Annotated in this window: 15 protein-coding genes; 9 read left to right on the forward strand and 6 right to left on the reverse strand. The window is 66.8% G+C overall.

The window, feature by feature from the left end; translation table 11 throughout:
• Complete coding sequence (locus VFW84_RS05130) at positions 1–2,448, reverse strand: hybrid sensor histidine kinase/response regulator (protein ID WP_329679365.1); 2,448 nt, start codon at positions 2,446–2,448, stop codon at positions 1–3.
• A gap of 72 nt (positions 2,449–2,520) precedes the next feature.
• The gene (locus tag VFW84_RS05135; RefSeq protein WP_329679366.1) at positions 2,521–4,926 is read right to left on the reverse strand and encodes a hybrid sensor histidine kinase/response regulator; all 2,406 of its coding nucleotides are present in this window, start codon (positions 4,924–4,926) and stop codon (positions 2,521–2,523) included.
• Between the two features lie 137 nt (positions 4,927–5,063).
• On the opposite strand from VFW84_RS05135, the gene VFW84_RS05140 reads away from it, so the two are divergent.
• The 4 genes from VFW84_RS05140 (at position 5,064) to VFW84_RS05155 (ending at position 9,910) form a co-directional block, all read left to right on the forward strand.
• The gene (locus VFW84_RS05140) at positions 5,064–6,071 is read left to right on the forward strand and encodes an AAA family ATPase (protein WP_329679367.1); all 1,008 of its coding nucleotides are present in this window, start codon (positions 5,064–5,066) and stop codon (positions 6,069–6,071) included.
• Positions 6,072–6,111: 40 nt separating this feature from the next.
• Entirely contained in the window at positions 6,112–7,026 is a 915-nt protein-coding gene (locus VFW84_RS05145; protein ID WP_329679368.1) for a 5'-nucleotidase, read from the forward strand.
• 103 nt (positions 7,027–7,129) lie between these two features.
• Complete coding sequence (locus VFW84_RS05150) at positions 7,130–9,052, forward strand: bifunctional metallophosphatase/5'-nucleotidase (protein WP_329679369.1); 1,923 nt, start codon at positions 7,130–7,132, stop codon at positions 9,050–9,052.
• A 27-nt stretch (positions 9,053–9,079) separates the two neighbouring features.
• Positions 9,080–9,910, forward strand: coding sequence for a PEP-CTERM sorting domain-containing protein (locus VFW84_RS05155; RefSeq protein WP_329679370.1), 831 nt, complete (start codon positions 9,080–9,082; stop codon positions 9,908–9,910).
• Here the strand turns inward: VFW84_RS05155 and VFW84_RS05160 are convergent, their stop codons facing one another.
• From VFW84_RS05160 to VFW84_RS05170, 3 genes are read right to left on the reverse strand one after another with little or no spacing between them, the layout of a single operon-like run.
• The gene (locus tag VFW84_RS05160) at positions 9,911–10,507 is read right to left on the reverse strand and encodes an MOSC domain-containing protein (RefSeq protein WP_329679371.1); all 597 of its coding nucleotides are present in this window, start codon (positions 10,505–10,507) and stop codon (positions 9,911–9,913) included.
• A 40-nt stretch (positions 10,508–10,547) separates the two neighbouring features.
• A complete protein-coding gene (locus VFW84_RS05165; RefSeq protein ID WP_329679372.1) occupies positions 10,548–11,696 on the reverse strand; it encodes a molybdenum ABC transporter ATP-binding protein in 1,149 nt (382 codons plus the stop codon).
• Entirely contained in the window at positions 11,693–12,427 is a 735-nt protein-coding gene (locus VFW84_RS05170) for a molybdate ABC transporter permease subunit (RefSeq protein ID WP_329679373.1), read from the reverse strand. The genes VFW84_RS05165 and VFW84_RS05170 overlap by 4 nt, the downstream gene beginning before the upstream one ends.
• 292 nt (positions 12,428–12,719) lie before the next feature.
• On the opposite strand from VFW84_RS05170, the gene VFW84_RS05175 reads away from it, so the two are divergent.
• Together VFW84_RS05175 and VFW84_RS05180 are read left to right on the forward strand one after the other, a co-directional pair.
• On the forward strand, positions 12,720–14,585 hold the full coding sequence (locus VFW84_RS05175) for a phosphoenolpyruvate carboxykinase (GTP) (protein ID WP_329679374.1): 1,866 nt from the start codon (positions 12,720–12,722) through the stop codon (positions 14,583–14,585).
• Positions 14,586–14,795: 210 nt separating this feature from the next.
• Complete coding sequence (locus tag VFW84_RS05180) at positions 14,796–15,323, forward strand: FxDxF family PEP-CTERM protein (RefSeq protein WP_329679375.1); 528 nt, start codon at positions 14,796–14,798, stop codon at positions 15,321–15,323.
• A gap of 620 nt (positions 15,324–15,943) precedes the next feature.
• On the opposite strand, the gene VFW84_RS05185 is transcribed toward VFW84_RS05180, so the two are convergent.
• Positions 15,944–17,209 (reverse strand): pectin acetylesterase-family hydrolase, encoded by a 1,266-nt coding sequence (locus VFW84_RS05185; RefSeq protein ID WP_329679376.1) that lies wholly within the window; start codon positions 17,207–17,209, stop codon positions 15,944–15,946.
• 249 nt (positions 17,210–17,458) lie between these two features.
• Between VFW84_RS05185 and VFW84_RS05190 the strand changes: the two genes are divergently transcribed.
• The 3 genes from VFW84_RS05190 to VFW84_RS05200 all read left to right on the forward strand — a co-directional run bounded on the left by VFW84_RS05190 (position 17,459) and on the right by VFW84_RS05200 (position 24,238).
• Complete coding sequence (locus tag VFW84_RS05190; protein WP_329679377.1) at positions 17,459–20,788, forward strand: acetyl-CoA carboxylase family protein; 3,330 nt, start codon at positions 17,459–17,461, stop codon at positions 20,786–20,788.
• Between the two features lie 109 nt (positions 20,789–20,897).
• Positions 20,898–22,775 carry a DUF1800 domain-containing protein gene (locus VFW84_RS05195; protein ID WP_329679378.1) on the forward strand — a complete coding sequence of 626 codons (1,878 nt, stop codon included), beginning with the start codon at positions 20,898–20,900 and terminating at the stop codon, positions 22,773–22,775.
• Complete coding sequence (locus VFW84_RS05200) at positions 22,772–24,238, forward strand: DUF1501 domain-containing protein (RefSeq protein ID WP_329679379.1); 1,467 nt, start codon at positions 22,772–22,774, stop codon at positions 24,236–24,238. The genes VFW84_RS05195 and VFW84_RS05200 overlap by 4 nt, the downstream gene beginning before the upstream one ends.
• The last annotated feature ends 44 nt before the right edge of the window (positions 24,239–24,282 follow it).

Genomic DNA, 24,282 nt, shown 5'->3' on the forward strand with positions numbered 1-24,282 from the left:
TCACGCGCTCTGTCGTTGGGTCGGCGTCGAGGCCTGGCCTCCGCGCACGTCCAGTTGCAGCTCGATGACCTTGAGCAGTTCGTCGGCCTGGAACGGTTTGTACAGCACGGGCACCCCGCTGATCATCAGGTTCTGAAGATGCGGCGTGGCGGTGTCGCCTGTGATCAGCAGCACCGCCAGTTGCGGGTGCAGCTCGCGGCTCATGCGGATGGCGCTCACGCCATCGCCGTCACACAGCTGGTGGTCGGTGATCAGCATGTCGATCGACATCACGCGCTGCAGCAGCTCGTCCAGGGCGTCGACGGAATCCAGCGCGCTGACGTAGGCGCCCCAGGACTTGAGGCGTGCGGCCAGGGCGTGGCGCACGGCATCATCGTCGTCCAGCACGACGATGTGGCGATCGGCCAGCGGTTTGTCGGTCGATGCGCTGCCCTGTTCGGCCTGAGGCGCCACGGGCGGGCTGATCAGGCCGCCATGCTGGTGGGTCGGCACATCGATGGTGAAGCACGAGCCACGACCCACGCGCGACTGCAGTCCGATGGGGTGGTCCAGCAGGCGCGAGGCGCGCTGCACGATCGCCAGCCCCAGCCCCAGGCCCTTGGCCTGGTTGCGCTCAGGGTTGCCCAGTTGAACGAAGTCCTCGAAGATGCGCGCCTGATCGGCCGGAGCGATCCCCGCACCGGTGTCCCAGATCTGGATCGATAGGCGATCGCCCCGGTGGCGCACACCCACCAGCACACCGCCTTGCTGCGTGTAGCGCACGGCATTGCCGATGAGGTTGCGCACCATCTGCTCCAGCAGGACCGGGTCGCTGAAGGCCGTGGCGCGGGTGGGGTGCACGCGCAAGGCCACGCCCTTGAGGGCGGCGGCTTCGCGCTCGTGGCTGGCGATGCGCTTGAGCATGTGGCCCAGATCGACGGCCTGACGGTGGGGCTTGATGGCGCCCGCCTCCAGCCGGGAGAGGTCCAGCAGGCCGCTGAGCAGGCTCTCCATGGAGCGCACGGCGTCGCTCAGGCGCTGGGTCATGTCCTGCAGATCGGTGTGTTTGAGGCGCTCTCGCAGCAAACCGGACAACAGGCCCACGGCGGCCACCGGTTGGCGCAGATCATGGCTGGCAGCGGCCAGGAAATGGCCTTTGGCTGCATTGGCGGCCACCAGGTCCCGTGTGCGCTCTTCGACGCGTGCTTCCAGCTGGGTGTTGTGTTGTTCGACTTCGCCGACGGCCTGCACGAAGCGGTTGATCAGCACGATGCCGTAGCTGGCCAGGGTGATCGGGGAGGCCAGGGGCAGCCAGAAGGTGTGCATCACGGACACCACGCCCTGCAGTCGCAGGTAGTCGTGGATGCCGGCCACCAGGGAGACGGCGATGCCCAGCACCATGCCCAGGGCCGACAGGCCTCCGTATTGGGTGGGCACACGCAGCAGCAGGGTCAATGCAGGCAGCATGAGGCACAGCAAGGCCGGGTAGAGCACGGCACGCGCCTGGGCCAGTTGGCCGTGTGTGGCCGCGATGCCCCCCACGATGGGAAAGACGATCAGGGTGATCCACAGCAGGCGTGTCAGCCAGGGCCACCAGCGCCGCGAGATGGCCATGGCAAAGGCGCACAGCAGCACGGTGGCCAGGGTCTGGGCGCTGAAGTACAGCAAGGCGCTGAGTTCAGGGTGCAGGGTGGGGCCGTGCACCACGTAGTAGGTCCAGTTGCGAACGGACACGACGATGCACAGCAGCCCCAGCATGCCGATGGCCACCTCTTTGCGGCGCTTGAGCCAGATGAGGGTGAGGAAGGCGGCGAAGGAGCCTGCCACGACGTTGATCGAGCGGGGCAGCACCTGGGTGAGAAACTCCTGCGCCTGGTGCCCGGCATTCACGTCGGAGACGCGACCGATGAGGGGCGTGGACAAACCGCCCAGGCTGCCGTAGCGGACCTCGATCTCCAGCTTGTTGATGCCAGGCACGAAGAGCCTGGCCGGGATCTGGGCCATGTAGGCCATGGGGCGTCCTGTGGCGCGCTCGGATTGGAGATCGGCGTGGATCAGTTGCCCGTTGAGCCAGACTTTGTGCTGAAAGCTCATGCGGTCGATGCGGATGGCCCAGGGGGTGTCGTCCAGGGTATCGGGGTGCTGCGAGAGGTTGAAGAGGATTTCGTAGCGACCCGAGCCGCTGGTGGTGAGGCCGCGGGCCGCCCAGGTGTCGGGCAACTGCACGTCCTGCCAGTCCGAGCCCGGGCTGGCGGCCTCAGGCAGCAGCTTGAAGCGCTGCTGCGTGAACGAGACGGCCGGGTGCGAGGACTGGGTGATGAACCAGGGGTGGACCGACCACACGGTCAGCGTCAGCAGGGTGGCAAAGACCATCCAGCCCAGCAGGGCCAGCCAACGCCGGCGATGCGCGTGGCTGCCTGGCAGGCTGATGCTGGGAGGCAATGGCGCGGGCGCGGTGCGGGTGCTCATCTCGGGTTCCCCATTCCAGTCTGATGTTGTTTGCCCGGGATTGTCGCCGTTTCGGCATGCATTGAAGATCGTTCAATGTAGGGGGGTCTGTCTTAGCAGGGCGCGCGCCAGTTCGTCGATCTTGAAAGGCTTGTGCAGGACCGGGGCACCGCAATCGGCCAGGGCGTGCAGGCGGGCGGGCGAGGTGTCTCCCGTGATGATCACCGTGCCCAGTGCGGGCCAGGCGGCTTGGGCGCGTTGCATGGCTTGCAGGCCGGTGCCATCGCCCAGGCTGTAGTCGGTCAGGAGCAGGTCGGGTGCGTGGACGCGCTGCAGGGCGTCGTCGAGATCGCTCAGACTGGACAGGGGGGTCACGAAAGCACCCCAGGCCTTGAGGCGGCGCTCCAGCGCCTGCCGCACGGCCAGATCGTCCTCCAGCAGCAGGATCTTGCGACCCTGAAGGGGCGTGGGCGACAGGGCGGGGGCCGCATCGTCCTGACGCAGGTCGTGGCCACGGGGTGTGGCGGCCATGGGCAGGGTCACGCTGAAGCAGGAGCCACGACCCAGCCGCGAGCGCAGACGCACCTCGGCGTTGAGAAGACGAGCCGCCCGCTGGACCAGTGCCAAACCCAGACCCAGGCCGCCGTGGCTGGTTCTCCCGGGGGTCTTGAGCTGAACAAAGTCGTCGAAGATGCGTTTTTGATCCGCCTGGGCGATGCCCACACCGGTGTCCCAGACCTGGATCAGCCAGCGCGAGCCGCGTCGGCGTGCGGCGACCAGCACACCGCCGTGCTCGGTGTAGCGCACGGCATTGCCGATCAGGTTGCGCAGGATCTGCTCCAGCAGGATGGGGTCGACCCAGACCGCCGCCATGGTGGGGTGCATGCGCAGACGGATGCCCTTGAGTCGGGCGGTTTCGAACTCGCTGGCGATGATGGTGCTCAGCAGAGGTTGCAAGGCCACGCGTTGAGGATGCAGGTCCACAGCCCCCGCTTCCATGCGCGAGAGATCGAGCAGGCGACTGAGCAGGTTTTCCATGGAGCCGACCGCATCGGACAGTCGCGAGACCATGGCCACGGTGTCCGGGCTCTTGAGCCGATCCTTGAGCAGGCCGGTCGTCAGGGCAATGGCCACCATGGGCTGCCGCAGGTCATGGCTGGCCGCAGCCAGAAACTCGCTCTTGGCGGCATTGGCCGCGGCCAGATCGGCCGTGCGGGCCTTGACCCGCTCCTCCAGGGTCTGGTTGATCTGCTCGACCTCGCGGATGGCATCGGCGAAGCGCTCGGCCAGCACCATGTAGAGCCCGGGCAGCACCATCGGAAAACCCACGGTGGCCCAATAGGCCGCCATCGGATCGCCCAGCAGGCGGATCATCACGAAGTCGTGGAAGGTGCTGGCCGACATGGCCAGGGTGCCCATGCCAAAGCCCAGCACCGAGCGCAACTGCATCTGCCACACGTAGCGTGCCACCAGGCTGAGGCTGACCATGCCGGACATCAGAAGGGCCCCCTGCAGGGTGCTCCTCACCATGTCCAGGTGAGGGTCGAAGGCCAGGGCCAGTGTGGCGATCACCGGGAAGGCCAACTGCTGCGTCCACAGCCAGCGGCGGAACCAGGGCAGGTGGGTGCCGGTCAGGGCCTGCGCGTAAAAGCCGAACAGATTGGCCACCAGCACATGGGCATTGAAGTGCAGCCAGCTGCTCACACTCAGGCTCCAGCCGGGGTCGTAGCCCATGTAGTAGCTGCAGTTGCGCAGAGCCCAGACGATGGTGACAGCGCCCAGCAGGCCGATGCTGGCGTCCTCGCGGCGCAGCCACCACAGATTGATCAGGAAGATGGCGAAGCCCAGGCTGCCGATGTTCAGCGCCAGAGGCAGGGTGATCAGCAATTGCCGCTTGAGTGCAAAGTCGGACTTCAGGTCCATCTTGGGTGCCAGGGCCGGTTGTGACAGACCGCCCTGGATGGAGCACGAGACATCCAGGATCAGTTCGTTGCGGCCGGGGCGCAGCAGGCGCGTCGGCACGTCGATCAGCGCGGGCTCCATCTGCCCCGGGGTGTGGCGCTCCGGGAAGGTGGTGACCAGCAATTGCCCGTTCAGGCGGATGCGGTGTTCGGTGCAGAGCCGATCGATGCGCAGCGACCAGGGGTTCTCGTCGTCGAGCGGGGTCTCCGCCGTGACGAGGAAGGTCGAGGCATAGCGGCCCATGCCGACCATGGGCAGGCCGCGGGATTTCCAACCATCGGGCAGGGTGACGATCTGCTCGCGGGAGGGTGGGTCGTCCATGCGGTCCGTCATCGGCGACAACCAGGTGAAACGGTGCTCCAGCCATTGCACGCCAGGGTGAGAGCTGGGCTCGGGCAGGGACCACTCCAGAACACCCAGGGCCAGCAAGGCCACCAGGATGGCTGCGCCCACCCAGACCCGTTCGGTCAGGCGCTTGAGCCGGGTCATGAGCCAGCTCGACAGCGTGTGGAGTGAGGGGGCAGCGCGTGATGACATGGATCCGGGATTGTCGCGTCTGGATCCTCGGATGTGGGGGCGGCTTGCCCCCTTGTTCGAGGGCTTGGGCGCGCGCCGCTTTGCTGCAATAGGGGCATCAACACCCGGTGTTGTCAGGTGGGTGATGGAGGTGGACGATGAGTGCAGGCAGTGAACTGGTTCCCGTGGACAGCTCGGCCCGTCATGGGCGACTTCCCATCGCGCACATGCGCCATGTCTACCGGCTCGACGAGGTTGAAAAGCGCCTGGGCAAGCTCCCGCCGCGAGAGCACGAATCCCTGCGTGCCACCTACGAGCGCATGCTGGAGATGGGGCCGGACCGCTTCCAGGTCAAACCCTCGGGCCTGCCGGCCATGGACCACCTCTATGACGAACTGCCCAATTTCCACGAGGTGCTCGATGACCTGAGGCGCCAGTTGGCCTTGTGCACCGACAGCCATGATGCCCTGGAGATCACGCCGATGCTGCTGCTGGGACCGCCCGGAGTGGGCAAGACGCACTTTGCCCGCGAGGTGTCGCAATTGCTGGGCACCGGCCTGGGCTTCATCTCGATGAGTTCGATGACGGCGGGCTGGGTGCTCTCGGGGGCGTCCAGCCAGTGGAAGGGCGCCCGGCCGGGCAAGGTCTTTGAGACCCTGGTCGATGGGCAATATGCCAACCCGGTCATGGTGGTCGACGAAATCGACAAGGCCGGAGGTGAGCACGCCTACGATCCCTTGGGATCGCTCTACAGTTTGCTGGAGCATGACACGGCGCACAGCTTCACCGATGAGTTCGCCGAGGTGCCCATCGATGCCAGCCAGGTGATCTGGGTGGCCACGGCCAATGAGGTGCGCAGCATTCCCGACCCCATCCTCAACCGGGTCAATGTCTTCGAGATCGAGATGCCCGATGAGGAGGCCTCGCGCAAGATCGCCAGCAAGCTCTATCGCAGCATCCGGGCCGATCATGCCTGGGGACGCCGCTTTGCACCGGAGTTGAGTGAGGCGGTGCTGGACGGTTTGTCGGCCCTGGCGCCACGCGAGATGCGCCGGGCTCTGATGACGGCCTTCGGCAATGCCAAGCTCGATGGTCGCGACACGCTGGAGCCACGGGATCTGCCCAACCCGAACGCGCGGCGCTCGCCCATCGGCTTCGTGCAGTGAGTGGAGCGTGAGCCTGCCGTGAGTGGCTACACTGACGCGCATGCCTGCCTCACTTGACGGCCAACTGGTCGTGGCCATTTCATCGCGTGCCCTGTTCGACTTCGAAGAAGAAAACAAGCTCTTCGAGGCCCGGGACGACCGCGCCTACATGCAACTGCAGATGGACCGTCTGGAGGTGCCTGCCCGCCCGGGGGTGGCTTTCCAACTGGTGCACAAGCTGCTGTCGTTCAACACGCCCGAGACGCAACGTGTCGAGGTGGTCATCCTGTCGCGCAACGACCCGGGGTCGGGCCTGCGGGTCTTTCGCTCGGCCCAGCACTACGGCCTGCGCATCGAGCGCGGGGTGTTCACCCGCGGGCGAGCGCCCTGGCAGTACCTGCGGCCGCTGAATGCCAACTTGTTTCTGAGTGCCAATGACGCGGATGTGCGCTCGGCACTGGCCGCCGGCGTCCCCGCAGCGCGGGTGCTGCCCCATGCCGCACGCGGCGGGGATGGGCATCCGCTGGAAGTTCGCGTGGCCTTCGACGGGGATGCCGTGTTGTTTTCAGACGAGGCCGAACAAGTCTTTCAGCAAGGCGGGCTCAATGCCTTTCAACAGCATGAGGTGGAGCGCGCCACCAAGCCTCTGCCGGCCGGGCCCTTCAAGCCTCTGCTGACGGCCCTGCACGCCTTGCAGCAATCGGGTGAGGCGGGCGACGCGGCCAGCCCCATGCGCATCCGCACGGCCCTGGTCACGGCACGCAGCGCGCCCGCGCACGAACGCGCCATCCGCACACTCATGGGCTGGGGCATCGACGTGGACGAGGCCATGTTCCTGGGCGGCTTGCCCAAGGGGACCTTCCTGCGCGAGTTCGAACCGGATTTCTTCTTCGACGACCAGACCGGGCATGTCGAGAATGCGGCACCGCATGTGCCTTCGGGCCATGTGGCGGCGGGCGTGGCCAATACCCCTTGACGCGGGGTGCGCGCGTTCGGACCATGGTGTGTCATGAAGGGGTCAAAGGGGCTTCCTAGGATGCACTTCAGAACCTGCATGGGCAGGTCGTGGAGTTCGCATCATGTCCTTCCCTTCTGTCGTGGTCCTGTCGACCGCCTTGCTGGCTTTTGGTGCGAGCGCTGCAGCGTCCGCCGCCTGTGTCCCTGGCAGCAGCCAGGGACAGATCACCTTTGGCAGTTTCACGACGGCGGTGCCCAACCGCGTCACCAGCGTGGATTGCGCCACGCTGGACGATGCCTTCCTGGACGAGCAGGCCTGGGGTAACCAGGGCAGCTTCGTGGCCCATGTTTCTCGGGTGTCGTTTGATCTGCAGAAGGCGGGCCAGTTGTCGTCCACCGAGCGCATCAAGCTGCTGCAGGCTGCCACGGCGTCGGGCGTCGGCACACGCTTGACCGTCAAGCTCATTGGCTTCAATGACTTCCACGGCAATCTGGAGTCGGCGGCGCTCAGCAGCCCGGCGGGCAACCCCGGGGTGGCGCGCTTTGCCACCAAGGTGGCCGAGCTCAAGGCCCTCAACCCTCTGCACGCGGTGGTGTCGGCCGGCGACATGATCGGCGCCAGCCCGCTGGTGTCGGCGCTGTTCCATGACGAGCCCACCATCGAGGCCATGAACCGCATCGGCATCGACTTCAATGCCGTGGGCAACCATGAGTTCGACGAAGGTGCGGCCGAGATCCTGCGCATGCAACACGGTGGCAACCACCCCACTGACATCTTCAGCGGCAAGGGCTTGCCGCAGGACCTCAACAGCGTGGGCCAGTTCGCCGGGGCGCGGTTCCAGTTCCTGGCCGCCAATGTGCAGCACACCGCCTCTGGCGAGACCTTGCTGCCCGGCGTGGGTGTCAAGAACTTCCTGGGCAACAAGGTGGCCTTTGTGGGCATGACCCTGGAGGCCACGCCCACCATCGTGTCGCCTTCTGGCGTGGCCGGTCTGACCTTCCGTGACGAGGCCGACACCGTCAACGCCCTGGTCCCACAGATCAAGGCGCAGGGCATCGAGACCGTGATCGTGCTGATCCACGAAGGCGGCTCGGCAGCCGGTGGCATCAATGGCTGCACGGGCGTGTCCGGCCCCATTGTCGACATCGTCAACCGCCTGGATCCCGCCATCGATCTGGTGATCTCCGGTCACACCCATGCGGCCTATAACTGTCTGATTCCCAACCGTGCTGGCCAGCCGGTGCGTGTCACGTCGGCCGGCCAGTATGGGCGTTACCTGAGCGACATCGACCTGACGCTGGACACCCGCACCAAGGACATGGTGAGCGTCACGGCCAGCAATGTGGCCGTGCCCAACACCACGGCCGTGATCGAGCACCCGAACCTCACGCCCCTGGTGGCGCACTACCAGGCCGAGTCGGCCGTGCCTGCCAGCCGCGTCATCGGCAAGATCACGGCGGCCATCAGCCGCACGGCCAACGCCGCTGGCGAATCGGCCCTGGGTGACGTGATTGCCGATGCGCAACTGGACGCCACCAACGATGCAGGCTTCGGCGATGCGGTGATGGCGCTGATGAATCCGGGCGGCATCCGTGCCGACCTGCCCTACAACGCCGACGGTCTGGTGACGTATGGCAATGCCTTCACGGTGCAGCCCTTCGGCAATTCGCTGGTGACGCTGACCCTGTCGGGAGCTCAGATCAAGACCTTGCTGGAAACCCAGTTCGTGGGCTGCCATGGCCAGACCCAGCAACGCATCTTGCAGATCTCGACAGGCCTGACCTACAGCTACTTGGCCTCGGCGGGCTGCGACGCGCGTGTGAGTGACATCGCGATCCATGGGGTGCCCGTGGCCCCGGACAGCCACTACCGCGTCACCGTCAACAGCTTCCTGGCCGATGGTGGTGATGGTTTCACCGTGCTGAAGTCGGGCACCGATCGCCTGGGAGGCGCCGTGGACACGGACGCTTTCGAGGCTTATCTGCAGGCCCATCCCGCTGGCGTGGCGCCGGGCCCCCAGAACCGCATCACCCGCCTGCCTTGAAGGCCAGGCTCCAAGGAGAGATGAATCATGATCAAGAAGTCTGTGGCCATCGCCGGTGTCGCCCTGTGGTCCCTGTCGGCGGTGGATGCCGCACTCGCGGCCCGGCTGACAGTGATCTCGGCGGGTCAGGCCGGGCAGGTGTTCGAGCAAGGGGCGTCGATCGACGGGACGCCGGGCAGCGTGTCGCTGTCGGGAGAGCCCTTGACGCAGGGCGCGTCCGGGCAGGTGGTGAGCTGGTTCTCGGACGCGCAGGCCGATGTGGGCGGCAGCACGCAGGCTGTCAATCACTTCATCGGACTGGATGCCCAGACCGATCCTTCGCTGATCGACATGACGCTGTCGGCCGCGACCAGCTGGACCTATACCGCCACGAGCGCGGGCGAGGTGTCGGGCTATGAACTGACGCAGGACCTGTTCATCGATCAACTGCAAGTGCAGATCGCGGCGGATGCCGGTGATCTGAGCGGCCAGTTGGTGCGAGTGAATTGGTCGGGCCTGATCGGCGGGACGTCGACCGGTGAGCTGCCGCTGTCCACGGACGGGGCGGTGGATCTGGTGGTCAGCCGCCAGGGTGTGGTGCTGGGCTCTCACAGTGTGCAGGTGTCGGACACCAACACGCAGCCTGGTCAGTTCACCTTTCTGGCGGCCGTGGGGGATGTGCTGGATCTGAGCTGGATTGCGCACCGGCAAACCACGCAGACGGTGGGGCTGGCGATGGTGGCGGGGCAGTCCGTGTCCTTGAGCCAGACCACCCTGGTCACCGGACAGTTGTCCGTGAGTGCCGTGCCCGAACCTGAATCGGTCGCCCTGCTGCTGGCCGGTCTGGGCGTGGTGGCCGTGGCCTTGCGCAAGCGCTGATCAGCGCCGGGACAGCCGGGCCTTGAAGAGCTCGGCCACGCTGACCTCGCGCGGCCCGGGGATGATCTCGAAGGTCTCCCCGGCGGCGAGGGTGCCAGCTCGCCGCACCGACAGGTAAAAGCCGCAATAAGCCGACTGCTGCATCATCTTGACGGCCTGCCGAAAGCCCATCACCGCTGCGAACTTGTAGCAGGGGCGGCGAGGCTCGCTGATGGCCAGCGCGCAGTCGGGAAAGGCCAGCACGTCACCGACCCAGGCGTTCGACTCCAGCAGGCCGGTGATCGTCAGGTTCTCGCCGGGCAGGCCATGCGGCATCGCCTCGCCCCACGGCGTCACGCCCGCCTGGGCCCGCACCGTCTGCCAGAAGGCGTAGTGCTCGTGCGGGTAGGCGTACACCGCCTTGGACAGGCCGCCGTGCACCTCGGGGTCGGCCTGATCATCGCCGCTCAAGCCCAGGGGGTGAACCTCGATGCGTGCCGGATCGGCCAGGGTGCTCACGGGCTGCTTGCGGATGGCGCTCATGAGGGTGCGCCCCTCGATGACCATGGGGCTGGCCTGGGCGACGTTGATGGAGAGGATGTGGCGAAGGGGGCTCATGAGGCAGGGATCCATGGGGGTGCTGGGCAGACGGTGGCCCTCAGCGCGGCGCCACCGTCACAGCCATCGATTTGAAACTGACATAGCAATCCTGACCCGGCTCCAGGGCCATTTGCTGGATGGAGCGGCGTGTCATCAGGGCCCAGAGCTGGTCGCCCCCGCTGTGGGGCCGGGCGGCGGTGTCCAGGGTGTGCAGCAGATCGACCGCCACGGCGCCATAGGAGCCGTGGTCCCCGGCCAGCATGACCTGGGTGATGCGGGCGCGCAGCTGGTTGCTCACGCTGGAGTCCTGCAGGGGCTCGCGGTGAATGTTGATGTCGCGTGCACGGACTTTCAGCCGCACGCGCCGGCCCTCGTTGTGCAGCACCGCCGGCACGGTGACGCGCTGACCCGCCACATTGACGTCGGTCAGCAGCCACTGGATGTCGTGCTGGCGCACGACGCCTTCCAGCACGGCTCCCGCATGCACCCCTTCCAGAAAGGTCGACAGCGAGACGTCGGACAGGATGCGGCTCAAAGGCCCCGCGCTGGCCACGCGGCCTTCGTGCAGGATCACCACATCGTCGGCTAGGCGGATGACTTCGTCCATGCGCGGGGTCGACAGCACAGTGGGGATCTTGAAGCGCAGATGCTGCTCAGTGAGCAGGTCCAGCAAGGCGGGCTGCTCGTGCGCCGGGGCCTCGGCCAGCGGGTCATGCAGCATCAGGGCCTGGGGGCAGGACAGCAGGGCCCGGCCCAGGGCGACTTTCTGCCGCGTGGCCACGTCCAGCTGATTGGGCCACAGCGCCAGGGCCGGACCCAGGCCCAGCCACTCGACCACCGTGGCCATCTCGGGCCCCTGCAGACCGCGGCTCTGTGCGTGGCGGTGGCCATAAGACAGATTGCCCTGCACGGTCATGTGGGGAAAGAGCTGCCCGCGTCCGTCGACCCAGGCAAAGCGGCGGTCCTGTGGCTTGAGGTTGACGCCGGTGGGGGTGTCATAGAGCACCTGGTTGCCCACGGTCACGCGGCCGGATTGGGCCGGGATCAGTCCGGCCGCACATTGCATGACAGCGGTGGTGCCCGAGCCAGGACGACCCACCAGGGCGCAGACATGGCCGGGTGGGACGCGGAACTGCGCCTGGATGTCCAGCCCGGGCTGGCGCAGCCGCAGCTCGACCGCCAGAGGCGGGGGCAGGGCGGCGCTCATGCCGCCACACCCCGGGCTTGCGGGGGCAGGGCGCGGCGGCGCCAGCGTCGGCGCGCCCATTCGCTGCCCAGCATGGCCAGGGCCGCTACGCCCAGGGAGACCATGCTCATGCGCCAGGCGATGTCCTGGCCGCGGGTGGTCTGCATGGCACTCATCAGGGTCAGGGGTACGGTGCCGGCCACCGCGCCGGGCTGCTGGGCACCCAGCGGCGACTGCAGTGCCGCCGCCACCACCATGGATGCGCCGCATTCACCCCAGGCTGCGGCGAACCCCAGCACGACGGCCGACAGCAGCATGGGCGAGGTCTGCGCCACGGTGATGCTCCACCAGGCGGACCAGCGACTGGCCCCCAGGGTGCGCGCGGTCAGCACCATGGAGTGGTCCACCGTCTCGAAGGCGGGCCGCATGGTGCGGATCATCAGAGGCAGGGTCAGCACCAGATTGATCAGGATGAGCCCCTCGGGCACGAGCCGCAGCCGCCATTGGGTCCATTCGGCCAGCCAGACGCCGGCGGGTGACTGGGGGGCCAGGGCCGTGACCACCGCCCAGCCCACCACGGCCGGTGACAGGGCCAGGGGCATCAGCAGCAGGGCATCCAGGGTCCAACGCCCTCCCGGCCCCTGGCGTCCCGCCCAGGACGCCACCCACAAGGCCACGGGAAAGCACAGCAGGACCGTCGCAGCGGCGATCAAGGCACTCAGGGTCAGCGCGTCAAACTCGTAGGAGGTCATGGATGTGGCGTGGCTCGTCTCTCTCGTATTGTGGTGGCTGCCCGCTCGTTCGCGGGGGGGCGATGTGTCACAGCGTGTCAAAGGCCACACCGGGCACGCAGCCCCCTCGATCCGGGGGGCCACACAAAAAATCAGGACTGAACTAAACTATAGGGCTCGGTTCAATACAGGACGGCTGGAACACAGCCTGTCTGCTTGAGCCGCAGGGCAGGGTGTCGAGAACGCGCAACTCCTTGGTGGGCAAGGGTTTGGTGTTGTCGAGACCCTGTTTTTAACTTTGGAGCTTTTTGTCATGACCAACACCGCCACTGCGGCACAGGTGAACGCACCTGCCTACGTCAAAAATACAAAACTGATTGCCTGGGTGGCCGAGATGGCCGCCCTGACCACCCCCAAGGACATTGTCTGGTGCGACGGTTCGCAAGAAGAGTACGACCGCCTGTGCGCCCAGTTGGTGGCTGCCGGCTCCTTCAAGAAGCTCAACCCCGAGCTGCGCCCCAACAGCTTCCTGGCCATCACCGACCCGTCGGACGTGGCCCGCGTGGAAGATCGCACCTTCATCTGCTCCGAGCGCAAGGAAGACGCCGGCCCCACCAACAACTGGTGTGAGCCCGCCGAGATGCGTGCCAAGCTGCAGACGGGCGAAGGCGCCCTGTTCAAGGGCTGCATGAAGGGCCGCACCATGTACGTGGTGCCCTTCTCGATGGGCCCCCTGGGTTCCAACATCGCCCACATCGGCGTGGAGCTGTCTGACAGCGCCTATGTGGCCGTCAACATGAAGCTCATGACCCGCATGGGCAAGGGCGTGATCGAGGTGCTGGGCACCGATGGCGACTTCGTGCCCTGCATGCACACCGTGGGTGCCCCGCTGGAAGCCGGTCAGAAGGATGTGGCCTGGCCTTGCAACCCCACCGTCAAGTACATCGTGCACTACCCCGCCACCCGCGAAATCTGGTCGTATGGCTCGGGTTACGGCGGCAACGCGCTGCTGGGCAAGAAGTGCTTCGCCCTGCGCATCGCCTCCACCATGGGCCGCGAGCAAGGCTGGCTGGCTGAGCACATGTTGCTGCTGGGCGTGACCAACCCCCAGGGCCAGAAGTTCCACGTGGCAGCCGCCTTCCCCAGCGCTTGCGGCAAGACCAACTTCTCCATGCTGATCCCGCCCGAGGGCTACAACGGCTGGAAGGTCACCACCATCGGTGACGACATCGCCTGGATCAAGCCCGGTGCCGACGGCAAGCTGTACGCCATCAACCCCGAAGCCGGTTACTTCGGCGTGGCCCCTGGTACCAACACGCTGACCAACCTGAACTGCATGAACTCGCTCAACCGCGACGTGATCTTCACGAACGTGGCCCTGACCGACGACGGCGATGTGTGGTGGGAAAGCATGACCGACACGCCCCCGGCCCACCTGATCGACTGGCAAGGCAAGGACTGGACGCCCCAGATCGCCAAGGAAACCGGTGCCAAGGCCGCTCACCCCAACGCCCGCTTCACCGTGGCCGCCACCAACAACCCCGCACTGGATCCCGAGTGGGACAACCCCGCCGGTGTGGCGATCGACGCCTTCATCTTCGGTGGCCGTCGCTCCACGACCGTGCCGCTGGTGACCGAGGCCCGTGACTGGACCGAAGGCGTCTACATGGCCGCCACCATGGGCTCGGAGACCACCGCTGCCGCCTTTGGCGCGCAAGGCGTGGTCCGCCGCGACCCCTTCGCCATGCTGCCCTTCATGGGCTACAACATGAGCGACTACTTCCAGCACTGGCTGAACGTGGGTGCCAAGCTGCAAGCCGCCGGTCACAAGGTGCCGCCGGTGTACTGTGTGAACTGGTTCCGCAAGGGCGCCGATGGCAAGTTCGTGTGGCCTGGCTACGGCGAGAACATGCGTGTCCTGGAATGGATCCTGGGCCGCATCGGTGGCACCGCTAAGGGCACCGAGAACGCCTTCGGCATCAGCCCGAACTACGAAGACATCAACTGGAATGGCCTGAATTTCACCCAGGAGCAGTTCCAGTCTGTCATCGGCGTGGACAAGGCCGCCTGGACGCAGGAACTCAAGCTGCACGAAGAGCTGTTCACCCAGCTCGCCTACCACCTGCCGGCTGAAATGCCCGCCACCAAGGCCAAGATCGAGCAGCGCCTGGCCGCCTGATCGTTTGGGGGCGTTTTGGCGCTCTCTCAAAAGCCCGCGGTGACGCGGGCTTTTTTTGTCTGCCCCCAGTATGAGGGATACTACTGATCGTTGGCGCTGTTTACAGTCGCTGCAACGATGCCGCATCGCCGTCTGGATGTGAGCCCAATCAACGCCTGAGGGGTCTGATCTGCTTCGGATCGGGTCTGGTGTGTCTTCGAGGGGTGCGCAATGAACATCAAACATGTGCTGGCCGCGGTGGCGGTGGCAGCGGCCGTTCCGGCCTGGGCGACCACGTATCCAGGCGGATCCCTGGGGGTGCTCTCGGCCAACCCCTCCAATTTCGAATCAGGTGCCATCGTCAGCGGCTCCTTTTCGGACAGTTATGGCTTCAGTCTGAACACCCTGTCGGATGTGTTCGGCTCGGTGAGCGACAACAGTGGCAGCCCCTTGCTGACCCAGTTGGGCTTTGCCCCGGGCGTGGTGACCTTTGCCAATGCGTCTGTGGGGTTGCTGCAGTCGGTGGCCATCGATGCCTTGGGGCATTTTTCCTTCGCTGACGTGGGCCCCGGCAACTACACCCTGACGATCACGGGGACGTTCAGCGTGCCGCCGTTTCCCGGTGTGGCCGCTTACACAGGCTCGGTGTACGCCAGCGCCCAGGCCACGCCTGGGCCCGTACCTGAGCCCACATCGCTGTTGTTGGCCCTGGCCGGTCTGGGGATCGTGGGCTTCATGCTTCGGCGCGGTGGTCGCTGAGCTGAGTTGAGTCTGAGCATCATCACGCATTTCCGGCGTGGCATCTGATGCGCGCTTTGTCGATGCAACGCGGAGCGCGGGCTGAGCCAACTTCCGGGCGGGCTTCAATGTGGGTGGTCCCGTCTTCGACGGGACGCCCCTCCGGTGCTCGCCATGGGCTTGTGCCGTGGAACTCGCTGCGCGGCTGACGCCGCTGCGCTCAAACAACCACGGCAAGTCAGAGGACGAAGCGTGCTGCGCACGCCAAGCCCATGGCTGCGCTCCTCGGCACCCACAAGGCGCCCTCCCGGAAGCCGGCTCAGCCCTTCTTCGCCCCGCTGGTGGTATGCCGAGATGGCACGGCCACGGCTCGCGCGTTTTGGAAGTGAAAGCCAGGGGGGCAGATGAATGAATTGGGCGCGACAACACGAAGGGCTGTGTCGTTCGACCCTGGTTGCGAAAGCGCAGAGACCATGGCATGCCCGGCCGCGTGCTCCTTCACCCCGCGCCCCGCGCTGTACCGCAAAAACACAAGATCACGGCGCATGAAAAGCATGGCACCGACATTCCGCGATGAAGCAAAAAAAACGGGCCCGAAGGCCCGCTCAGACCACAGCCGCTTGCGGCCGTGAATGCTGGCCTCAGGGCACCAGCGGTGCGAGCCAGTCGGCGAACATGTCCGACAGCAGTACGCGCTGGGTGGTGGGCTTGGTCTCATAGGAGCGCAGCACCGGGCCCTTGCCGTCCAGCAGGTTGTCCAGGAAGACCCCCACCGACTTGTGGCCGTTCTCCACGATGCTGGTGCCACCGAAGGTCACGATGGTGGTGCAGTGCGAGCCATTGATGTCACGCTTGTTGGGGATGAACCAGCCCACGTTGGAGAAGGGCCGCATGCCATCGATCCAGGGGGTGATTTCCTGACGCCACTTCACGTTGAGCATCTTCAGACGCTCCTCATTGGTGGGTGCAGCGGCAATCTCGGGATAGAACTTCTGGTAGGAGAAGGCCGAGAAGTTGGTGTCCTCCTGGAACATCGTGTAGCCGATGCGGTCGTTGGGGAACATCTTGCCGATGCCCGCGGTGACGGAACCCAGGTTGTCGGCATTGCCTGCGGTTGGATACTTGGCAATCAGTTCGGTCACCAGACCCTCTGGACCGTCCAGACCCCACACGCCGCGGATCTTGTTGTGCAGCAGCACCGACGGTGCCTGTTCAGGCGTGGCATTGCGTGGCACATCGAACAGCGGGCCAGAGTCGGCCATCAGGGCCATCTTCTTGGGCTTGAGGATCTCGCGGAAGGCCGGGTAGTTGGCGGTCGAGCCCACACCACCGGCCGAGAAGCCCGTCAGCAGCAGGTGATCGGGCTGCTTGAGGTTGGCCGCCAGCCACTTGGCCACGGCCTTGGCATTGACTGCGCCACGGTGGTTGTAGGGCATGGGGTTGGCCGGGTCCACATTGTTGTAGACGGCGGTCTTGTTGCCCGTGTGCACATCGCCCGTGCAATAGGTCAGGTAGACGATGTTCCAGCTCTGCGTCTGCACGGATTGCAGGGGGTGCACGCGCATCGTGAAGGGCGTGACCAGACCCAGGTGAGCCTGGCGATTCCAGTCCGTCATGTAATTGGTGGGGATGCCGTCGGGGTTGACCGCGTCCAGCAGCGTGCCACCCTTGCAGGCGCCCTGATCCCAGCAGGCGCCGCCGCCTTCGAACATCACCACGGTCTTGCTGGTGAAGGGGGTGCGGTTGACGAAGAAGCGGTAGGGCGTGCCGTTACCGCAGCTGGCGCCGCTGGAGGCGGGCAGCTCGATCATTTCCCATTGGAAGTAGGCCGCGTGGGCGGCCAGGCTGGTCAGCAGCGAGGTGGCCAAGGCCTTGGCCGCTGTGCTCAAGAGTGGGCGGATGTTCATGGGGGCTCCGTCAATCGGTGTGTCGATGGATTCAGTGTGAAGAGTTGTCGCTATCGTTTGGCCTCGGGGTTTCCCCGGTTGTGTCACCGGCCCCCCCAGAACGTGGGATGGATCAGTGTCATGTAGTCGACGCTTGAGGGGTGTGCGTCTCAGGGTTGTGGGCCCCAGGCGCCTGTCGACGGGCTGGTCCGAGGTGCGTTCGGGGCGGCTACGATGCTTGTCTCTTGTCCGCATCGCTGGCCTCTGCTCATGACACACCCGACCCCACACGCTCAGCCTGTCCTGCTGATCGCCAATCGCGGCGAGATCGCCATCCGCATTGCGCGCGCTGCCACCGAACTGGGCTGGCGCACGGTGGGGTTGATGGCGTCGGATGAAGGCCATCCCCTGCACGTGGAGCATGTCGATGCGGTGCACACGCTGCCGGGCCGGGGCGTGCCCGCCTATCTGGACATGGCTCAGGTGCTGGCTGCGGCGCAGGCCCAGGGCTGCACCCATGTACACCCGGGCTATGGCCTGCTCAGCGAGAACGCCGACTTTGCGCGCGCTTGTGCACACGCGGGGCTGACCTTTGTGGGCCCGGCCCCCGAGGTGCTGGATCTGTTGGGCGACAAGGCCGAGGCGCGCGCCCTGGCGCGCCGCTGTCAGGTGCCGGTCACGGCGGGCATCGACAGTGCCGTCAGTCTGGCGCAGGCGCAGGATTTCCTGCGCTCGCTGGGCGAGGGCGGCGCCATGATGATCAAGGCCCTGGCGGGCGGGGGAGGCCGGGGCATGCGCGTGGTCGAGTCCCTGGACGAGGTCGCGCCAGCCTATGAGCAGTGCCAGTCGGAAGCGCTGGCGGCGTTCGGGCGGGACGCGCTCTATGTGGAGCAACTGGTGCGCCGTGCACGCCACATCGAGGTGCAGGCCCTGGGCGATGGCAGTGGCGCCGTCAGCCACGTCTGGGAGCGCGATTGCACTGTGCAGCGCAACCACCAGAAGCTGGTGGAGATCGCCCCGGCGCCCCAACTGGATCCCGCCGTGCGACAGCACCTGCTGGATGCTGCCGTGGTGCTGGGCCAGGCGGTGCGGTTGCGCGGCTTGTGCACCTTCGAGTTTCTGGTGGACCTGGATCGCCAGGGCACCCGCGCCTGTTACTTCATGGAGGCCAACCCGCGCCTGCAGGTCGAGCACACGGTCACTGAAGAGGTGACGGGGCTGGACCTGGTGCAGACCCAGTTGCGACTGTCGCAAGGCGCCACCCTGGCCGAGCTGGGCATGACGCAGGCCGAGATTCCCCGCCCACATGGTTGCGCCGTGCAGGTGCGCATCAACACGGAGCGCATGGGGGCCGATGGCCGGGCGCTGCCTGCCGGAGGCCTGGTGCTGGCCTATGAGCCCCCGGCGGGGCCGGGCATCCGGGTCGATGGTCATGGCCATGCCGGGATGAGGCCCCACCCCGGCTTCGATACCCTGGTGGCCAAGGTCATCGTGCACCACCGCCAGGGCTTCGATCAGGCCTTGCAGCGCACTCGCCGTGCCCTGGCCGAGTTCCGTCTCGACGGTGTGGACAGCAACATCGCCTTCGCACAGGCCTTGCTGTCGCATGCCGATGTGTCCACCTGCCAGGTCAGCACGCGCTGGTTGCAGCAGCAGATCGGCCCTTTGCTGGAGGCCGCACAACAACAGCCGCGCCCACGGCCCCTGCCTCACCTGGACCCCTCGGCCGTGGCGGCCCATCCGCTCGGGGCAGGCCGCGCCGAGGTGCCCGAGGGCTGCGTGGCGGTGTGCGCCCATGTGCCAGGCTCGCTGGTGACCCTGCTGGTGCAGCCCGGGGATCGGGTGCGAGCTGGCCAGCGTGTGGCGGTGATCGAGGCCATGAAGATGGAGTTCGAGGTCCTGGCCGAGCAGGGCGGTCGGGTGGAGGCGGCCCTGGCCGAGGTGGGCTCCGTGGTGGGCGAAGGGCAGCCCCTGCTGGCCCTGGACCCAAGCCATGACGATGGCCAGGTGCACGACAGCGGTGAGCAGGCGGTGGACCCGGATCACATCCGCGCCGACCTGGCCGAGGTGATCGAGCGCCATGCCGTGACGCTCGATGCCCGCCGCCCCGAGGCGGTGGCACGGCGCCATGCCAAGGGCCACCGCACGGCCCGCGAGAACGTGAGCAGCTTTCTGGACGAAGGCAGCTTCATCGAGTACGGCGCGCTGGCGCTGGCCTCGCAGCGGGCACGGCACAAGGAGGCCGAGCTCATCGTGCGCAGTCCCGCAGACGGCCTGGTGGCGGGCCTGGGCACGGTCAACGCCCGTCAGTTTGGCGAACAGGCCGCGCGCTGCATGGTGCTGGCGTATGACTACACCGTGTTCGCCGGCACGCAAGGCGTCGTCAATCACAAGAAGACCGACCGCATGTTGCACCTGGCCTTGCAGCGTCAACTGCCCCTGGTGCTGTGGGCCGAAGGCGGGGGCGGGCGCCCCAACGACGAATACCCCGGCGTGAGCCTGCTCGACAACATGACCTTCCTGGGCATGGCGCGCCTGAGCGGGCTGGTGCCCACGGTCGCCATCGTCAACGGGCGCTGCTTTGCGGGCAATGCCTCGCTGGCGGGGTGCTGCGATGTCATCATCGCGACCCGGGATACCACCATCGGCATGGCGGGCCCCGCCATGATCGAGGGGGGCGGGCTGGGCAAGTTTGCACCTGAGGAGGTGGGCCCTGTGAGCATGCAGGAGCCCAATGGCGTGATCGACATCGTGGTCGAGGACGAAGCAGAGGCGGTGCGTGTGGCCCAGCAGTACCTGGGCTATTTCCAGGGCCGCACCACGCAGTGGACCTGCGCCGACCAGCGTGTGCTGCGCCATGTGGTGCCCGACAAGCGCACGCGCGTCTATGACATCCACGAGGTGGTGCACACCCTGTTCGACGAAGGCTCGGTGCTGGCCTTGAGGCCCCGTTTTGCGCCCGGCATGATCACGGCCCTGGCCCGGTTGGAGGGGCGCCCGGTAGGGATCATCGCCAATGATCCGCGCCACCTGGGCGGTGCCATCGACGCGCATGGGGCCGACAAGGCCTCGCGCTTCATGCAACTGTGCGATGCCTTCGATATCCCACTGATCTCGCTGTGCGACACCCCCGGCTTCATGGTGGGCCCCGATGCCGAGAAGACGGCCACCGTGCGGCATTTCTCGCGCATGTTCCTGGCCGCGGCCAGCCTGACGGTGCCCTTCTTCGTGGTGGTGCTGCGCAAGGGCTATGGCCTGGGCGCGCAGGCCATGACGGCGGGCAGCCTGCTGGCCCCCGAGTTCACCGTGTCCTGGCCCACGGGCGAGTTCGGACCCATGGGTTTTGAAGGGGCCGTGCGCCTGGGCTTTGGCAAGCAGCTCGAAGCCATCGCCGATCCGGTGCAGCGTCAGCAGGTGTTCGATGGCCTGGTGGCAGCGGCCTACGAGCGGGGCAAGGCCCTCAACATGGCGGCGCACCTGGAGTTGGACGATGTGATCGACCCGGCCGACACGCGACGATGGCTGGTGCGTGGCCTGGCCTCCATGCCCTTGCCTGCGCCTCGTCAGGGGCGCAAGCGTCCGTTTGTGGACGCCTGGTGAGGGGCAGGGGCGGTCGAGCCCCTTGAATGGGTGTGTCTGCCCCTGGCGGTGGCTGGAGGTCGGCGGGAAGTCGCTACAGTGTGGGCAGTTCAAAAACCAGGGTGAGATCATGGAAGTGGCGCAGCAGCAGGGTGCCCCCGGCGCGGTAGGGGGAGCCTCTGGCATCGGCCTGGCCGCCTTGTCCAGCCTCACCCTGGCGGCCTGCGGAGGCGGTGCTGGCGAGGATCCCCTCCAGGTCGATGGGGTGCCTGCTGCAGGGGCCTGCCTCAAGCCCTCGGCCACGACCACCCCGTCGAACGACCGCGCCTTGCCCGCCCCGGACGCCGCCACAGCGGCCCGCTTCCTGGCGCAGGTGGGCCTGGGCGCCACCGTCCCGGATGTGCTGGATGTGGTCAATCGGGGTTATGGCGCCTGGCTGGACGATCAGTTCAATGCCTGCCTGAGCACCCCCACCGTGTTCGACTGGGCCAAGGCCCGGGGCTTTGCCCAGCCGCAGTACTACGGCTCGGACGAAGGGGTCGACAACGCCCTGTGGGCACGGCTGCTGGGCGCGCGCGATGTGGTGCGCCAGCGCATGGCGCTGGCCTGGTCGCAGATCTTCGTGGTGTCGGCCAACAACATGGCCACGCCCTGGGGCCAGTTTGCCGCCATGGCCTATTGGGATGTGCTCGAGGCCCACGCCCTGGGCAATTTCCGCGACCTGCTGGAGGCCGTGACCCTGTCGCCCGCCATGGGGGTCTACCTGAGCATGCGCGGCAGCCGCAAGGCCGATGCGGGCAGTGGTCGCCAGCCCGACGAAAACTATGCCCGCGAGGTGCTTCAGCTCTTCACCATCGGCCTGAGTGAGCTCCAGAGCGATGGCACCGAGCGGCTGGTGGCCGGGCAGACCCAGCCCACCTACAGCAATGCCGACATCAGCGGTCTGGCCCGGGTGTTCACCGGCTGGGATCTGGACACCTCGGCGTTCCGCGCCGGGGTGAGTGATCAGGCCCAGGGCCCCGATCACCTGCGTCTGTCGATGCGGCACTTCGCTGATCGCCATGAGCCCGGTGCCAAGACCTTTCTGGGCGTGACCATCCCGGCGGGCACGTCGGGCCCCGAGTCCCTGCGGATCGCGCTGGACACGATTTTTGCGCATGCCAATGTGGGGCCTTTCATCGCACGACGGCTGATTCAGCAACTCGTGACCAGCAACCCGGCGCCTGCCTATGTGGCTCGGGTGGCACAGGTGTTTGCCGACAACGGGCGGCGCGTGCGGGGGGACATCCAGGCCGTGCTGCGCGCCATCGTGCTGGACGCCGATGCCCGCCCGCCCTTGTTTGGCGATCAGGCGCTGACCCATGGCAAGCTGCGTGAGCCCATGCTGCGCTTTGTGCACTGGGCACGGTTGTTTCGGGTGGATGCGACGCCCGATCCCGTCAGTGGCCTCAAGCGGTGGCAGATCGCCAACCAGGCGCCCAGCACGGCGCTGGCGCAAAGCCCCCTGCGGGCGCCGTCGGTGTTCAACTTCTTCCGCCCAGGCTATGTGCCACCCAACACCGCCATGGCCTGGGAGGGCTGGGTCGCACCCGAGTTCCAGATCACCGACGAAGCCTCGGTGATCGGCTATGTCAACTTCATGCACAAGATCGTGGGCTTTGGCGGGGCCGATGTCGTGCCAGACTACCGCACCGATGGCTGGCTGACGCTGGCCGCCGAGGAGGGGCCCCGAGCGCTGGTGGACCGGCTCAATCTGCTGCTGACGGGCGGGGCCCTGCTCACGGGCCAGGCCGTGCTGGATGCTGGGCAAGCCCTCATGGACGGCATCCGCCCCGTGGATGCCGTGCAGCGCATCACCGACGCGCTGGCCGAGATCAGCCTGGATGCCGACAGGCGCTATGCCATCGAATCCCCCTCGGGCGCTCGCTGGGCCGACGGCGCGTTCACGCGCGTGGTCACGGCCACGCTGCTGATCTTGTGCAGCCCTGATTTCCTGGTGCAACGATGAGCAAGCCCATGTTCCATCCGGATCGCCGGACCTTCCTGCGTCGCAGCGCGGCCTTGTCCATCATGGGGGCGGCGGCCCCCTGGGCCATGAATCTGGCGGCCTTGGCCGATGCATCCGCAGCCACGGTGGACTCGTCCAGCGACAGCACCGATTACAAGGCCCTGGTGTGCGTGTTCCTGGTGGGGGGCAATGACCATGCCAACACCCTGGTGCCCTACGACCTCGACAGCCACCAGGCCTACGCCGCGGCACGCACCAACCTGGCCACGGCGCGGGCCGATCTGGCGGCCACCGTGTTGTCGACACGCGGTTTGCCCGAGGGGCGGCAGATGGCGCTGGCGCCGTCGCTGGCCCTGCTCAAGCCGCTCTTCGAGGCGCAGCGCCTGGGCGTGTTGCTCAACATCGGCCCGCTGGTCAAGCCGATCACGGTGGCGGACTTCCGGCAGGGGCGGAATCTGCCACCCCGGCTGTTCTCGCACAATGACCAGCAGGCGGTGTGGCAGTCGTATGCGCCGGAGGGCGGCACCACCGGTTGGGGCGGGCTGATCGGGGATGTGTGGGGCCCCGGACCGAGCGCGGGCGCCTTCACCTGTGTGAACACCTCGGGTCAGGCGGTGTTTCTGTCGGGCAACGTCGTGCAGCCGTATGCACTGGTGCCGGGCGGCCCCCTGCCGCTGCATGCGGTCAAGGATGGGCTGTTTGGCGACGGCTCGGGGTCGTCGACCTTGCGGTCTGCCGTGCTGGAAGAGTTGATCGGGCAGGACCTGCACCCCCTGCCTCTGGCGCGTGAGCATGCCAAGGTGATGGTGCGGGCCCTGGCGGCCCAGTCGGCGCTCAGCGACGCCCTGGCCGGGACGCCGGACTTCGGCGACCTCTTCATCGAATCGGAGAACGTGGTCAAGGGCGGCGTGTCCCAGCTCGTGTCGCGCCCGCTGGCCCGGCAGTTGCGCACCGTGGCGCGCATGATCGCAGCCGGGCCCTCTCAAGGCCTGCGGCGGCAGGTGTTCTTCGTGTCGCTGGGGGGCTTCGATCTGCACGATGGCCTGCTGGCCCAGCACGCCGGCTTGCTGCAGCAGGTGGCCCAGGCCTTGTCCGGCTTCGATCAGGCCGTGCAGCAGATGGGCATGGACCGGCAGGTGACCACCTTCACCGCGAGTGACTTCGGTCGCACCCTGAGCAGCAATGGAGATGGCTCGGACCATGGCTGGGGTGGGCATCACCTCGTCATGGGGGGCGCGGTGGCGGGCGGTCAGTTCTTCGGGCAACTGCCGCCACCCGGGCTGGAGGGGGATGAGCACCATGTTGGGCAGGGCCGCCTGCTGCCCACCATGGCGGTGGACCAACTGGCCGCCAGCCTGGCCCGCTGGATGGGAGTGGGCGAGAGCGATCTGGGCGCCATCGCGCCCCACCATGGCGAGTTCGACGCGAGCGTGCTGGCGGGGCTGTTCCGGTCCGAGCCTTGATGGGGTGGGGGCGTGAGACGGGCGTGCTATCGTGCGCGCCCTCC

Source organism: Aquabacterium sp. (genome assembly GCF_036279655.1).
GTDB lineage: Bacteria > Pseudomonadota > Gammaproteobacteria > Burkholderiales > Burkholderiaceae_C > Aquabacterium.